Raw genomic sequence first — 13,476 nt, 5'->3', positions numbered from 1 at the left:
ATAATGTGCTTTTAACGAAAAAGAAATATTCCAATACTCTTAAAATCCTTTTAATTTTAGGATTCGGGTATTTCTTTTGGCTCATGTTACAAATTACATTAGAATATATCCCGTTAAGAGCAGATGTTAGTTTCTTGATGATCAAGCAAACAGAAGTTGATCACAGACCTGAATATCTTCCAATTTTTTACACTCACATTTACACCAGTATCTTTGTCTTATTGTTTGGCTTTTTTGCTATTTTGAGAAAGGATTTTGGACTTAAAAACTTCCATAGAAATGCTGGGAAAATTTACATTCTATTATTACTTATTTTCTCTGCGCCTGCGGGAATTTATATGGGTGTATTTGCAAACGGCGGCTTCTTTTCCAAGGCATCCTTTGTTATTCTCGGCTGCCTTTGGTGGGTTACTACCTTTAAAGCATATCAATACGCAAAACAAAAAAAATTTACCCTTCACAAACAATGGATGTGGAGAAGTTTTGCATTAACGTTATCTGCGATCACTCTACGAATGTGGAAAGTTATTATCGTATATTTATTTCATCCCAACCCAATGGACGTTTATCAGATCATTGCCTGGCTGGGCTGGATTCCCAATATCCTATTAATTGAAATCTTAATCACAAAAAAAATACTATGAAAATTTTAAATTATGTCATGATCCCTTTATTGGCATCCTCCTTACTAAGCTGTAAAAAAGACGCCAAAAATACAAACTCTTCTGCAGATTCATTGACGGCAAAGAAGGACTCTATTATCATCCCTGAAGTTCATAAAGAATATTATGGGATTTATACCGGTAATTTCGGTGCAATTCATATTGCTACCGCAATGGATAGTGAAGGCGAATACGAAGAAAATAAAAAGATATCTTTAAAAATAAACAAGATTACCAAAGACAGCGTATACGGACAAAGCATTGTGAATGGTAACCAGCGGCCATTTCGAGGTATATTTAATGAGGGTACCCAATCTTTTGTTTTAGATGAGCCGGGAAATGATAAGACGGACGGAAGGTTTGAAGTCAAAATAAAGAATGATAGCTTATTAGGAAAATGGACCGCATTTAATAAAAGCGCCGTAAAAGCACCTAGCAAATCTTTAGAATTGGCAAAAAGGGATTTTGTATACAATCCCAATTTCATGCTGGATGAGGATTCTGATCTGGTCGACTGGACAAACCCTAAAAGCTTTGTAGAGAAATACAAAGACGAAGAAACAGGGAAGACAGAAAGTTATACGGCATCAAAAAATAGAGTAGCTACTGAGGCTATTTTTAAGATTAATGCTTCAAAGCAAAAATTAACAGAAAAGGATATCAAAAATCTAAGAAAGCTGGATATGGAGATCATTAAAAACTCTGTTTTTGCCAGACATGGATATTCTTTCAAAAAAGATACCTATAGAAACTTTTTTGAGCGTACAGATTGGTATATTCCTGTGTCTAATAATGTAGACAACGATCTTTCTCCTATGGAAAAAGACAATGTAGCATTATTGAATCGCTTCATCAAATATGCTGAAGATAAATATGATAGCTTTGGAAGATAACAGAAAATGATGAAAAAGTACCTGACATGTATCGTATCCTTTTTTTGTTTTGTTTTGTTTTCCGCGCAGCAGGATTCCACATCGATGCAAAAAACGCCAACAGTAATCTCTCCTGCCGAGCTTTCTGAATCCAAAAATCCTGAATTTCCAGGAGGGCATCAGGCATTTGTAAAGAAAATCTTAAACAATTTTCAAACTGGTGTGCTTGCCAGACTCAATATCTCCAGTGTAAAAGCTGTAGCCTCATTTGTAGTTGAAAAAGATGGAAGCATGGGTGATATACAGATAGAATCTTATGAAAATGAAATTATAAAGAAAGAGTTCCTAAAAGCGCTTAAAAGTGTAAATACGAAATGGACACCCGGAGAAATAAAAGGAGAGAAAGTAAGAATGAAAATGAGGCAACCCCTTATTTTTAGACTGGAATAATTACTTTCTACTAAAGCTGTTCAGCTTTAGCCCTAAATATAGCAATAGGCAGCCAATGGCATAACACGCAATATCAACCCAGGAAAATGAATTTCCAATAACAATATACATCAGGCTTCCCCTTTGGAAGCCTAATTTTTCTGCGATATTAAAATATTGGGCAAATTCAATCAGGCAGGAAAATATGAAAATCTCTATAATAAGTTTTTTATTATCCACAACAACGAAACTTTTGATAAAAGTATAGAGAAGGATCACAACAATAACATCTCCTAAATAGGCTCTGATAAAGAAAATATCTTTTAGTTTGGTAGCAATCAACACTTCTGTGAAAAACAACAAAATAGTCAGCAGGAAATATTTTAGATTGAACTGCAATTTCATTTTATGATATTTATTTTGGCTAAAGCCTTTGTATTAATGGATATAAAGCGGGCTAAAGCCCGCTCATATTTGATATTGATCTGTGTATATAATTAAAATTATTTTTTCACTTTAACTGTACATCCTATAGCGACCGTTTTTGTCATTTTTATCGGTTGTCCATTTATTAAAGCATTTACAGCATCCTGAGCATAATATTCAGAAACGTCGTTTGGATTATCATAATTGTTGTCTATAGCTCCAATATACTTCACAATATTTTTTCCATTTTCCTTTTGTAAAATAAAAACATGAGGTGTTTTGGTCGCTCCGTACTGAGGATAGATTTTCTGCCCTTCATCTATTAAATAAGGAAATGTAAATCCTTTTTCCTTAGCTCTTTCGATCATTTGGCTATATCCGTCTTCTGGCTGTACGTTTGGATCGTTTGGATTAATCGCAATTACTGGATATCCCTGATCTTTATATTTTCTGTCAAGTTCTATAATTCTGTCTTCGTACTTTTTAGCATATGGACAGTGATTGCATGTGAAAATGATAATAAACCCTTTAGCATTTTTATAATCACTAAGAGAAACCATTTTCCCATCGATATTTTTCAGCTTAAAATCCGTTGCTGCGTCACCTACTTCATACCCTTTTTTGACTGTATATATATGGCGTTTACCCTCTTCTTTTATTTCATTCCCCGTAGTGAAGCTTAGTAATCCAACACCAACAATCAGAGCCATTATGATTATTTTTAAATTTTTCATCGTATCTAGTTTAAAGTAAATTTTTATTAATTATGTTTTCCAACTCTTCTTTGCTCATTTCTCCATCATTAAAAAATATTTTCTCTCCGCTTTTATAAAACAAAGTTACCGGTATATTTCCATCCCAGTCTTTTTCAAATCGGGGAATCCATGTATTCATTCTTTTGATATCATCTAATAAAACAACCTCAGCCGTCAGGTTTTTATTTTTGATGAATTTAGTCACTTTTTCTTTATCTGCCACCCTATCCAACGAAACCAGGATCATTTTAAATTTTGGATTGTCTTTATTTTTATTATTTACTTCCATAAAGTGAGGAAGTTCTTTTACACAGGGAGCACAAGTAGTCGACCAAAAGTTCACTACAAGCAGCTTATCATGCTCTTTTTGAATCCGTTTTTCAAGCTCTTCATATTTCACAGAAGAAATTTCAGTCTGCTGCGCCTTTGAAATTGCAACGCCTAATAATAAAAGTAAAACTTTCAGTAAATGCTTCATATTCAAAAGTAATAAAAAGTTTCGTTTATCTATGATTTTCAACTCATTAATATACCTGAATCCAGGTATTTTTCATGAATTTCATTCACTAATAATGGATATATCAAAATTAAAAATGTAATTTAGTTTAATCAAATTAAAAGTTTTTATTATGAAAAAATCAAACACTAAAATGCAAAAATTAACTAAAAAAGAGTTAAAAGAAATTAACGGAGGTAAAGTAGTCTGCCGAATAGTAATCAGCTGCATTGACCGCCGGACAGGTCAGGAAAGAGGCGGAGTACCAGGAGTTCAAGACGATTATTGCTGCTAATTAGCTAGAGATTGTTTAGCAAATCAAATAATAACAAATCTGCAATGACACTACATGCTGGTGTCATTTTTTCTTATCTAAAGTAAAAGATTACCACAATTTTAGTCACAACAACTTGAATTATTGAATAAATAATGTATTTTTAATTCAAATAAATTAAATGTTATAATTATGAAAAAATCAAACACTAAAATCCAGAAATTAACTAAAAAAGAGTTGAAAAAAATTAATGGCGGAATCGGTCATGATTGCCCTGTCGTGTTTAGCTGCTTTGACCGTAATACGGGTGAAGAATTAATAGGGGTTCAGGGAATACAAGATGGATACTGTTGTTAATTAAAATTTAACCTCAAAGAAATTAAATTCGTTTATTATGAAAAAAATAATCATTCAGAAAAAACTGACTAAAAGAGAGTTAAAAGAAATTAAAGGCGGTATAATTAATATGTGTGATATGCAATGTTTATGTACTAGCCCTGAAGGAAACCCTTACATTGGTCTATGCGACATAAAAGGAGGATGCTGCTAACAAAATAAGAAAGAAAGTTATAACAAACTTTCTTTCTTATTTATATCTAACCTCCAATCATTTTCTTTATCGAATTCAGCTTCATTAAAGCTTCAATAGGTGTTAAAGTATTGATATCTATTTTCGTAAGTTCTTCCCGGATATTTTCCAACACAGGATCGTCTAACTGAAAGAACGACAACTGCATATTTTCATCGGTTACTCTTTTAATGCTTTCTGATGAAGTTCCCTGAGTACGGCTTGCTTCCAATGTTTTTAGAATTTCATTAGCTCTATTTACGACTTTTGCAGGCATCCCCGCTAACTTTGCTACATGAATACCAAAACTATGTTCACTTCCGCCTGGAACAAGCTTTCTAAGGAAAATTATATTCCCTTTGTTTTCCTGAATAGAAACGTGGAAGTTCTTTACCCTTTCAAAATTCACGGTCATCTCATTCAATTCATGATAGTGGGTAGCAAATAAAGTTTTTGCCTGACTTGCATGCTGGTGCAGATACTCTGCAATAGCCCACGCAATGGAAACCCCATCATAGGTAGATGTTCCACGACCAATTTCATCCAGTAAGATTAAACTCCTTTCTGAAATATTATTCAAAATATTGGCGGCTTCATTCATCTCAACCATAAAAGTTGATTCGCCCGCAGAAATATTATCTGTAGCCCCTACTCTGGTAAAGATCTTATCTAAAACTCCGATTTCAGCATATTTTGCAGGCACAAAACTTCCTATTTGAGCTAAGAGACATACTATAGCCGTCTGACGAAGGATCGCAGACTTACCCGCCATATTGGGACCCGTTACCATTATAATTTGCTGAGAATCTTTGTCTAGAAATATGTCATTAGGAATATACTTCTCCCCTAACGGAAGTGCATTTTCAATAATTGGATGTCTTGCCTCTTTTAAATCAACAATATAGCTTTCATTCAAGATCGGTTTCGTATAGCTTTCAGAAACGGCTAATTCCGATAAACCTACTGCGACATCAAGCTGTGCAATAATATTTGAGTTTTCCTGGATCTGATCCATATACACCATGGTTTCAGAACAAACATTCCTGTAAAGCTCATTCTCCAAAACACTGATCTTTTCTTCAGCCCCAAGAATCTGACTTTCATATTCTTTTAATTCTTCAGTGATATAACGTTCTGCACTTACCAGGGTCTGTTTTCTTAACCAATCACTTGGAACCTTATCTTTATGCGTATTCCGAACTTCTATAAAATATCCGAAAACGTTGTTAAAATCTATTTTAAGACTTGTTATTCCTGTTCTTTCAATTTCCCGTTGGCACATCTCATCCAGAAAACCACGCCCTTTACTCTGGAGGTTTCTTAACCTGTCTAATTCTTCTGAAATGCCCTCTTTAATTACCTTCCCTTTTGAAATATTTACCGGAAGCTCATCATTAAGGCGATCCTGTAAAAATTTAATAAGTTCATTTAAATCATACAAAGGCTCTAACCATGCCAACACATCAGCAAACGGATGAAGCAATCCTTTGATTGTATGGATATTAACTAAACTTTGACGCAGGTATCCGATTTCTTTAGGCGATATTTTTTCAGCCGCTAGTTTACCCATTAAACGATCTAAATCAGAAATGGATCTTAGTAACTGGGAGATTTCATATTTTAATATATCATTTTCATTTAAAAAATCGATCAGTGAAAGCCTCCGTTGTATTTCGTTAACTGATTTTAAAGGAAGGATGATCCTTCTTCTTAGCAACCTTCCTCCCATTGGGGTGGCTGTTTTATCAATAATATCTAAAAGCGATTTTCCTTGTGGATTACTGGGATAAACAATTTCAAGATTCCTCAATGTGAAATTATCCATCATTAAAAAATCATCCTGAGGAATCACTTTAATTTTAGTAAGATGAGCTAACAGATTATGATGAGTATCCTCTACCAGATAAGCAAAAATAGCCCCCGCTGCTGTAATCGCCAGGGAAAATCCTTCTATACCAAATCCTTTTAATGAATTGGTTTTAAAGTGGCTGGTCAGCTTTTCATAGGCAAAATTATATTGAAAAGCCCAGTCTTCCAGTTTGAAAGCACTTTTATTCTTTAATTGCTCAGGAATCTGAACACTTCTTTGATAAATAATCTCGCTTGGATCAAAAGTAGCCACAATGTGCAAGAGTTTTTCAAGATTTCCCTCGCTTACTAAAAATTCTCCGGTAGAAATATCCACTAAAGCCATCCCAAATTTCTCTTTTTCTTTATGCAGAGAAAGAAGAAAGTTATTCTTTTTCGAACTTAATACCTGATCATTGAATGTAACTCCGGGAGTAACCAGTTCCGTAACTCCTCTTTTTACTATTCCTTTCACTGTTTTTGGATCTTCCAATTGGTCGCAAATAGCGACGCGAAGTCCTGCTCTAACTAATTTTGGCAGATAAGAATCTACTGAATGATGAGGAAAACCAGCTAATTCAATATGACCTTCTCCATTGGCTCTTTTGGTGAGGACAATACCCAGAACCTGAGAAGCCCGAATTGCATCCTGTCCAAAAGTTTCATAAAAATCTCCTACCCGGAACAACAATAGAGCATCAGGATATTTTGCCTTGATGGTATTATACTGAGTCATTAATGGAGTTTCCTTTTTCGAGGGAGATTCCTTCTTTGTTTTTGCCATAGTAAAAAATGAACGTCAAATTTAAAAAATAAATTCAGGCTTAGAAAATTGTTTTGGGATTAATCTTTCCGGAAACAGCTTTGCCGAAATTAATTTTTTATTGTATTTTTCGGTAAAATTGAGTAATGGATTTTCCAATATTAGAAACTGAAAGATTAATTTTACGACAACTCACAGCTAATGATGCTAAAGATTTATTTGAATACTTTTCTTTAGATATCGTTATGGAATATTATGATCTGGCCACATTTACTCAAATTGAAGAAGCTGAAAATGTGATCAATACCTTCAATACAGAGTTTGAGAATAAAAAAGGATTTAGATGGGCTATTGAACTCAAAGAAGAAAAAAAGGTCATAGGAACATGTGGTTATCATAATTGGTTTCACGAGCATTTCAAGGCTGAAATAGGTTATGAACTGAATCCAAAATACTGGCAAAAATCATACATGAAAGAGGCCATACAGCCTATTTTATCTTATGGATTTGAAAAAATGAATCTTCACAGAATAGAGGCCTTCATTGATCCTGCTAATATCTCTTCTGAAAAACTTCTGTTTTCAACCGGTTTTCAGAAAGAAGGAACCATGCGTGATTTTTTCTTTGAAAAGGGAAAGTTTGTAGATGCTACTATTTTTGGACTTATAAAAGAATAGAACCGGCAATAGTTTTATTTATAACTTTCTCAAATGTTTCTCCAGCGCCTCTGTACTTTTTTTATAAGCCCATTTCTGCTTGTAATTTACCCATTTTGATTTAAAAAGCTTTCTTAAAAGTTTATCTGTATATCGCATAATAAATACATGATAAAGCATGCTTGCAAAAACCTTGGGCTTGTTTGGAAGTGCCCGAAGTGATAAAGAAAACCCAGGCTCAAGATACCTGTTAAAATGCCAGAATGCTCCAGGTATAAAAAGAGCGTCTCCATGCTCCATAAAAATCTCATATCCTTTTGCGTACTGGAGGGCTGGAAACTTTTTATAATCCGGATTTTCATAATCTACATCATATACTGTATGTACAGATAAAGGGACTTTATATAAAAAAGCAGATTGCTCCTGATCAAAAAGCAAGATCCTTTTTCTTCCCTCAAAATGAATGTGCATAAAATCTCCCAGATCTACATCATAATGCATCAGAACATGGGCCTCACTCCCTCCAAAAAATAATGTGGGAAGTCTTTTAAAAAATTTTATTCCAAGATCCGGATAGGTAAAGTTCTTTAATAATTCCGGCAGTCTATCAGTAATGATATAAAAGAAGATACGGAGATCTGAAGGTTTACTTTTAATGGTATCAATATAATCCTTCATCTTCATATGGGTTGCCGGAGCATCCGAACTTTTGGATGCATTAGCCGGCTTATTATCATACAAAGGAACCTCCTGTTCTCCAGCTTTTTCACGGATATAAGAAAGACTCCACAGATCAAAACCATCCCATCTGGCTGCAAAGTTTTTGATCAATAGAGGTTTTTTCTTAGTAAAATATTTTTTTTGAAAATCTTCTTTACTGATGTCATTAACCACATCTACTTTTTCGAGAATCATTTATTTGTTGATTTAATGCGAAATAAAAGTAGTGCTTTTTTGAAATTTAGAAAAATTTTTGCTTTTACATTTTCCCTTTACTATTTAAAAATCAGCATTAAAGAAAGAATATGCTTATGAGAGGAAATAAATCAATATAGAAATCATTCCCCAAAAAAAGATGACAGCACAGCCATTCCCTCCTTTCTGAAAACTCTTTTTACTGTATTTGCTGACGTAGTGTCCGCTTACCCATGTTCCGTCTTTTTTATAATGTCCTTTTCTGTAATATCCCATATTATTTTTTCACAAAGAAAAGGAGGGTTGCGCAGACAAATTTGTGGATTCCCGTAAAGAAGCCATAAAATGAAAAAAATTATATTTGTAGTATCAACTAAATTTATGAGAGTTTATAATACCAAGCATTTCCTGAAAATTCTTTTCAGCCTTCACAAAAGTGATACTATGAAAATTCTTTTCCCAACAATGATCCTTGTTGGAATATACTCATATGGAATCGAATATCTGGAAGTTGAATACCTTCATCTCACAACAAAATCAGCGGTAAGCAATGTGGGGATGATTCATTCGCTGCTTGGATTTGTACTTTCTCTATTATTGGTTTTCAGAACAAACACGGCATACGACCGATGGTGGGAAGGAAGAAAACTATGGGGAAAACTTGTTAATGACACCCGAAACATTGCCATTAAGATCAATTTGATTCTTGAAAATGACCGGCAAAGTGCAGAGCAAATAGCAAGATATTTAAAATTCTTTCCTCATTTCCTGGCAAAACATCTGTCCAAAGAGTCCACAAGACTGGCATTGGATGAAGATTATTCTGAAATTGAGAACTCTCTTAAGCATCACGGACCCAGTGAAATTGTCATTCTCCTTAGCCACAAATTGAATCAATTAAAAAAAGAAGGAAAAATTTCAGATGTAGAAATGGTATATCTGGATAGTCAGCTTTCCGGATTTCTGGATATATGTGGTGGATGTGAAAGGATTAAAAATACTCCAATTCCTTATTCTTATTCTTCCTTTGTAAAGAAATTCATCATACTTTATGTATTGGCGTTGCCGGTTGCGTACGTTATCAGTATTGGTCTATTTATGATCCCACTTACTGTCTTTGTATATTATGTATTAATGAGCCTTGAACTTATTGCTGAAGAAATTGAGGATCCTTTCAATAATGATGAGAATGACATTCCGATGGAGACCATAGCACAGAATATCGAAAAGAATGTTCATCAGATCATGGGATTAAAAAATAAAATCAACCTTTAAAGGTTGATTTCTTTTAGTTCGCCATCTTGCTTTATTTCTACAAATTTACTCTCTCTGTTTGAGGAGGCATAATTGTAGAAAAAAGTCTGATATATTGGGGTGGAATATAAAAAATTTCCATAAGCATTATAAGCATTTGATTGTCCGGTTTGCTGCTGATAGTTTGCAGTAGCCGTAAAGTTCACAATCGTTTCTAAATAATATTTGCCTGGTTTCAGTTTTTCAAATTTAAATCTTCCATGCGCATCTGTTAATGCCTCTATTCTATATTTAAAGGCTTCTTCGGACATATAAACGGTTGTCTTTTTGTTCTCATACTTCTTTCTCATACTATAAAACTCTTCAAAATATGGAGTTACAGGAAAAAGCATGACCACAGTCCCCTCCCGGGCGTAATGTTTTTCACCCAATAGAGGCTTTATTCCCCAGCTATTTTTTTGCTTTGTAGATGCTACTCCTTCAATCGTAGAATTCCCGAAACCGATCATACTTTGAGCTAATTTTTTATCAAAGAAAGCCTGCGGATAGTAGGTATTTTGGGCTTTTGATAATATAACAGCGGACATTACCGTTATAATTACAAGTAAATTTTTCATGTCATATTTTTTAATCAAATATAACTATTTTACTATTTTTGAAATAAAAATATCTATGAAATACATTTTTCTTTTATTATTTTCTACATCTTCGCTGGTTTTTGCACAAAAACCTTGTGGGTTTAAGGATGGATTACAAGAAGGAAGCTGCAAGCAATTCTTTGAAAACGGCCAGGTAAAAGAGGTTGCCGAATGGAAAAAAGGAAAGCTGGATGGTGACGCCGTTTTCTATTATGAAAGCGGAAAAGTTCAGGCAAAAGGGGAATACAAAAAGGACTATAAAATAAAAGAATGGGCTTACTACGACAAAAATGGAGTCTTAACCTCTAAAGAAGTTTTCAGAAACGGCGAAAAAAACGTGTATGACAACAGTTCAACAGGAACTTTTTATTCACCTTCAGGCACCATTACCGAAATTTCCAATTACAGACTAGGAAAACTGAATGGAGAAAGCAAGGTTTTTTATGAAAACGGAAAATCTGTGAAGCAGATTGGCTATTATGAAAACGGACTGGCAACCGGAAAATGGAAAATGCTTTATCCATCTGGAAAAGTTCAGCGTGAAACTGAATTTGCCAATGACCAGTGGAATGGAACGAGAGTTCACTACCGTGAAGATGGAAGTATAGAAAAAACAGAAATATACAAAGACGGAAAATTAATCTCTACAAAATAATATATTGGTACATAAATTAAAACTGGAAGAACTCAACAGAATAGATGTAGAAACATTCAAAAAAGTTGAAAAAATTCCTTTGATCGTCATTTTGGATAATGTAAGAAGTATGCACAATGTGGGCGCCACATTCAGAACGGCAGATGCTTTTTTAATTGAAAAAATAATCCTTTGTGGAATTACCCCCCAACCTCCTCACCGGGAAATTCACAAAGCTGCTTTGGGGGCAACAGAAAGTGTAGACTGGGGATATGAAAGCGATATTAATACCGCAATACAGGATTTGAAGAGTCAGGGATTTGATATTATAGGCATAGAACAAACCAGCAATAGTACAATGATTACGGACTTCATAATTGATCAATCTAAAAAATATGCTATAATTCTGGGTAATGAAGTAGATGGGATTAGTGATGAAGCATTAGAAAACATTGATGTTTTCTTAGAAATTCCTCAGTTGGGAACGAAGCATTCTTTAAATGTAAGTGTATGCGGAGGGCTGGTGATGTGGGAATTCGCCAAGGCCCTAAAATAAAAAAACTGCATATGTCTAAGAGACAGTGCAGTTTGAAATAAATCTAATAAAAAGTAAAAATGAAAGGCGACAAAGATACTTTTTTTTTATTTACAAACAAATTTTAGGATCGCATTTTTCATTTTCCCGAAAAAAAAACCGAATATTACAAAACAGTTTCGTTTAATTTTTTATAAATTAGCACAATGTTTATCAAGGACTATATCTCAAAGGATTTCCCATGTTTTAGCCTGACTGACTCGATAGAATCAGCAAGAAGCACATTAGAAGATTTTGGATATACGCATGTTTTCATTAAAAAGTCTCATCATTTTTATGGGGCTATTGCCAAAGACTTTCTTTACGAAACTGAGGGAATACTTAAAGATCTGGAGCATCAGGTTGAAAGGTTCGCGATTCTCGAAGATAATAATATCATGGACAGTATCCGTTTGTTTTACACTTTTAATTCCAACGTGATTCCCGTCATCAATAAAACTGAAAAATATTTGGGATATATCACCTGTGAAGACGTTTTTCAGGATTTATCAAGATATCCTTTATTTTCTGAATCCGGTGCTATTCTTACGGTAGAAGCACCTGCAAGAAAGTATTCAATGACAGAAATTGCCAATATTGTGGAGAGTAACAATTCCAAATTTTATGGTGGCTTTATCAGTTTTATGTCTGAAGAAGTGGTTCGTATTACCATAAAGATCAGCAATGAAAACCTGGCGTCAATTGATGCTACTTTTGATCGATACGATTATAGAATTGTTGAAAAATTCTATTCCGACGAGAAAACGGATCTTTTTAAAGACCGATTCGGTTTTTTCCAAAAATTTATAGAAATATAACATGAAGGCAGCTATATATTCTCAAAAAAAAGATCTCGATACTTTTTTATATTTAAGCAAATTCGTTTCAGAACTTGAGAGCAGAGGCGTAAAATCTGTCCTGTTTGATGAAATGGCTGAGGCCCTTCAATTTTCAAAAATATTTGAAACGTTCAACAACAAGCAGGACCTTATCGAAAAGGAGGTGGATCTTTTCTTCACTTTTGGAGGAGATGGAACGATTGTAAATTCTTTGACATTCATCGAAGATCTTGAAATCCCGATTGTTGGAGTAAACACAGGAAGGTTAGGGTTTTTAGCCAGCTTTACCAAGGAAGAGGCTTTTAAGGAACTGGATGCTATCTTAAAAGGAGATGTAAAAACCAGTCGTCGTTCTGTAATTGAAGTCGTGTCTCCAAGATCAGAAGAATTTTTTCCTTACGCTTTAAACGACGTTACCGTTTCAAGAAAAGAAACGACATCAATGATTACAGTAGATTCATTTATAAACGATGAATTCCTAAATGTATTTTGGGGAGACGGAGTGATCGTCTCTACTCCTACAGGTTCCACCGCATATTCATTAAGCTGCGGCGGCCCGATCATTTCTCCTAACAATGAAAATTTTGTCATAACCCCTATTGCCCCGCATAACTTAAATGTGCGGCCTTTAGTCGTTAATGACAGTGTTGAGATAAAATTCAAAGTAGAAAGCCGGGTATCTCAGTATTCCCTTTCTTTAGATTCGAGACTGATACATATAGAAACGGATAAAGAAATCATTATAAAAAAGGCTGATTTTCAGATCCTTCTGGTTCAGCCTAATAACTTAAGTTTTTATGAAACCATCCGTCAGAAATTACTTTGGGGGCGGGATAAAAGAAATTAGTGATTACACAAATTTTCTTACCTTTA

18 protein-coding genes are annotated in these 13,476 nt (G+C 34.2%); 11 read left to right on the top strand and 7 right to left on the bottom strand.

Going from position 1 to position 13,476, the window contains the following annotated elements; translation table 11 throughout:
* Positions 1–5: 5 nt before the first annotated feature.
* From CEY12_RS14905 to CEY12_RS14895, 3 genes are read left to right on the top strand one after another with little or no spacing between them, the layout of a single operon-like run.
* Positions 6–644, top strand: coding sequence for a DUF2306 domain-containing protein (locus tag CEY12_RS14905; protein WP_089028435.1), 639 nt, complete (start codon positions 6–8; stop codon positions 642–644).
* On the top strand, positions 641–1,555 hold the full coding sequence (locus tag CEY12_RS14900; protein WP_089028434.1) for a YARHG domain-containing protein: 915 nt from the start codon (positions 641–643) through the stop codon (positions 1,553–1,555). The genes CEY12_RS14905 and CEY12_RS14900 overlap by 4 nt, the downstream gene beginning before the upstream one ends.
* Before the next feature lie 6 nt (positions 1,556–1,561).
* Positions 1,562–1,984, top strand: a complete 423-nt coding sequence (locus tag CEY12_RS14895; RefSeq protein ID WP_157676834.1) for an energy transducer TonB — start codon at positions 1,562–1,564, stop codon at positions 1,982–1,984.
* Here CEY12_RS14895 and CEY12_RS14890 read toward each other — a convergent pair whose 3' ends face one another.
* From CEY12_RS14890 to CEY12_RS14880, 3 genes are all read right to left on the bottom strand, one after another.
* Positions 1,985–2,368, bottom strand: a complete 384-nt coding sequence (locus tag CEY12_RS14890; protein WP_089028432.1) for a DUF2809 domain-containing protein — start codon at positions 2,366–2,368, stop codon at positions 1,985–1,987.
* Between the two features lie 98 nt (positions 2,369–2,466).
* Complete coding sequence (locus CEY12_RS14885; RefSeq protein WP_089028431.1) at positions 2,467–3,123, bottom strand: thioredoxin family protein; 657 nt, start codon at positions 3,121–3,123, stop codon at positions 2,467–2,469.
* Positions 3,124–3,133: 10 nt separating this feature from the next.
* Positions 3,134–3,622, bottom strand: coding sequence for a TlpA family protein disulfide reductase (locus CEY12_RS14880; RefSeq protein WP_089028430.1), 489 nt, complete (start codon positions 3,620–3,622; stop codon positions 3,134–3,136).
* A gap of 172 nt (positions 3,623–3,794) precedes the next feature.
* Here CEY12_RS14880 and CEY12_RS22320 point away from each other — a divergent pair, with 172 nt between their 5' ends.
* Positions 3,795–3,935 (top strand): bacteriocin, encoded by a 141-nt coding sequence (locus CEY12_RS22320; protein WP_157676833.1) that lies wholly within the window; start codon positions 3,795–3,797, stop codon positions 3,933–3,935.
* Positions 3,936–4,106: 171 nt separating this feature from the next.
* The gene (locus CEY12_RS22315) at positions 4,107–4,271 is read left to right on the top strand and encodes a bacteriocin (protein ID WP_157676832.1); all 165 of its coding nucleotides are present in this window, start codon (positions 4,107–4,109) and stop codon (positions 4,269–4,271) included.
* Positions 4,272–4,510: 239 nt separating this feature from the next.
* On the opposite strand, the gene mutS is transcribed toward CEY12_RS22315, so the two are convergent.
* Positions 4,511–7,114 carry a DNA mismatch repair protein MutS gene (gene mutS / locus CEY12_RS14875; protein WP_089028429.1) on the bottom strand — a complete coding sequence of 868 codons (2,604 nt, stop codon included), beginning with the start codon at positions 7,112–7,114 and terminating at the stop codon, positions 4,511–4,513.
* Between the two features lie 125 nt (positions 7,115–7,239).
* Between mutS and CEY12_RS14870 the strand changes: the two genes are divergently transcribed.
* Complete coding sequence (locus CEY12_RS14870; protein WP_089028428.1) at positions 7,240–7,770, top strand: GNAT family N-acetyltransferase; 531 nt, start codon at positions 7,240–7,242, stop codon at positions 7,768–7,770.
* A gap of 18 nt (positions 7,771–7,788) precedes the next feature.
* Here CEY12_RS14870 and CEY12_RS14865 read toward each other — a convergent pair whose 3' ends face one another.
* Positions 7,789–8,664, bottom strand: coding sequence for a cupin-like domain-containing protein (locus CEY12_RS14865; RefSeq protein WP_089028427.1), 876 nt, complete (start codon positions 8,662–8,664; stop codon positions 7,789–7,791).
* Between the two features lie 114 nt (positions 8,665–8,778).
* Entirely contained in the window at positions 8,779–8,940 is a 162-nt protein-coding gene (locus CEY12_RS22310) for a hypothetical protein (protein WP_157676831.1), read from the bottom strand.
* Between the two features lie 69 nt (positions 8,941–9,009).
* Between CEY12_RS22310 and CEY12_RS14860 the strand changes: the two genes are divergently transcribed.
* Positions 9,010–9,939, top strand: coding sequence for a bestrophin family protein (locus CEY12_RS14860; protein WP_317043926.1), 930 nt, complete (start codon positions 9,010–9,012; stop codon positions 9,937–9,939).
* Here CEY12_RS14860 and CEY12_RS14855 read toward each other — a convergent pair.
* Positions 9,936–10,535: a hypothetical protein gene (locus CEY12_RS14855; protein WP_089029892.1), complete on the bottom strand. Its 600-nt coding sequence runs from the start codon at positions 10,533–10,535 to the stop codon at positions 9,936–9,938. The genes CEY12_RS14860 and CEY12_RS14855 overlap by 4 nt on opposite strands.
* Positions 10,536–10,590: 55 nt before the next feature.
* Between CEY12_RS14855 and CEY12_RS14850 the strand changes: the two genes are divergently transcribed.
* The 4 genes from CEY12_RS14850 (at position 10,591) to CEY12_RS14835 (ending at position 13,450) form a co-directional block, all read left to right on the top strand.
* Positions 10,591–11,211, top strand: coding sequence for a toxin-antitoxin system YwqK family antitoxin (locus tag CEY12_RS14850; RefSeq protein ID WP_089029891.1), 621 nt, complete (start codon positions 10,591–10,593; stop codon positions 11,209–11,211).
* 4 nt (positions 11,212–11,215) lie between these two features.
* Positions 11,216–11,746, top strand: coding sequence for an RNA methyltransferase (locus CEY12_RS14845; protein WP_089028426.1), 531 nt, complete (start codon positions 11,216–11,218; stop codon positions 11,744–11,746).
* A 185-nt stretch (positions 11,747–11,931) separates the two neighbouring features.
* Positions 11,932–12,582 (top strand): CBS domain-containing protein, encoded by a 651-nt coding sequence (locus tag CEY12_RS14840; protein WP_089028425.1) that lies wholly within the window; start codon positions 11,932–11,934, stop codon positions 12,580–12,582.
* 1 nt (position 12,583) lies between these two features.
* Positions 12,584–13,450, top strand: coding sequence for an NAD kinase (locus CEY12_RS14835; RefSeq protein WP_089028424.1), 867 nt, complete (start codon positions 12,584–12,586; stop codon positions 13,448–13,450).
* The last annotated feature ends 26 nt before the right edge of the window (positions 13,451–13,476 follow it).

Source organism: Chryseobacterium sp. T16E-39 (assembly GCF_002216065.1).
Classification (GTDB): domain Bacteria; phylum Bacteroidota; class Bacteroidia; order Flavobacteriales; family Weeksellaceae; genus Chryseobacterium.
The sequence above is the reverse complement of the archived record's forward strand: the minus strand, read 5'-3'. Positions and strand labels throughout refer to the sequence as shown.

Excerpts from the sequence above, each read along its gene's own strand:
- CEY12_RS14900 (WP_089028434.1), top strand. The coding sequence starts at position 641 with ATGAAAATTTTAAATTATGTCATGATCCCTTTATTGGCATCCTCCTTA.
- CEY12_RS14895 (WP_157676834.1), top strand. The coding sequence starts at position 1,562 with ATGATGAAAAAGTACCTGACATGTATCGTATCCTTTTTTTGTTTTGTT.
- CEY12_RS14890 (WP_089028432.1), bottom strand. The coding sequence starts at position 2,368 with ATGAAATTGCAGTTCAATCTAAAATATTTCCTGCTGACTATTTTGTTG.
- CEY12_RS14885 (WP_089028431.1), bottom strand. The coding sequence starts at position 3,123 with ATGAAAAATTTAAAAATAATCATAATGGCTCTGATTGTTGGTGTTGGA.
- CEY12_RS14880 (WP_089028430.1), bottom strand. The coding sequence starts at position 3,622 with ATGAAGCATTTACTGAAAGTTTTACTTTTATTATTAGGCGTTGCAATT.
- CEY12_RS22320 (WP_157676833.1), top strand. The coding sequence starts at position 3,795 with ATGCAAAAATTAACTAAAAAAGAGTTAAAAGAAATTAACGGAGGTAAA.
- CEY12_RS22315 (WP_157676832.1), top strand. The coding sequence starts at position 4,107 with ATGAAAAAATCAAACACTAAAATCCAGAAATTAACTAAAAAAGAGTTG.
- mutS (WP_089028429.1), bottom strand. The coding sequence starts at position 7,114 with ATGGCAAAAACAAAGAAGGAATCTCCCTCGAAAAAGGAAACTCCATTA.
- CEY12_RS14870 (WP_089028428.1), top strand. The coding sequence starts at position 7,240 with ATGGATTTTCCAATATTAGAAACTGAAAGATTAATTTTACGACAACTC.
- CEY12_RS14865 (WP_089028427.1), bottom strand. The coding sequence starts at position 8,664 with ATGATTCTCGAAAAAGTAGATGTGGTTAATGACATCAGTAAAGAAGAT.
- CEY12_RS22310 (WP_157676831.1), bottom strand. The coding sequence starts at position 8,940 with ATGGGATATTACAGAAAAGGACATTATAAAAAAGACGGAACATGGGTA.
- CEY12_RS14860 (WP_317043926.1), top strand. The coding sequence starts at position 9,010 with ATGAAAAAAATTATATTTGTAGTATCAACTAAATTTATGAGAGTTTAT.
- CEY12_RS14855 (WP_089029892.1), bottom strand. The coding sequence starts at position 10,535 with ATGAAAAATTTACTTGTAATTATAACGGTAATGTCCGCTGTTATATTA.
- CEY12_RS14850 (WP_089029891.1), top strand. The coding sequence starts at position 10,591 with ATGAAATACATTTTTCTTTTATTATTTTCTACATCTTCGCTGGTTTTT.
- CEY12_RS14840 (WP_089028425.1), top strand. The coding sequence starts at position 11,932 with ATGTTTATCAAGGACTATATCTCAAAGGATTTCCCATGTTTTAGCCTG.
- CEY12_RS14835 (WP_089028424.1), top strand. The coding sequence starts at position 12,584 with ATGAAGGCAGCTATATATTCTCAAAAAAAAGATCTCGATACTTTTTTA.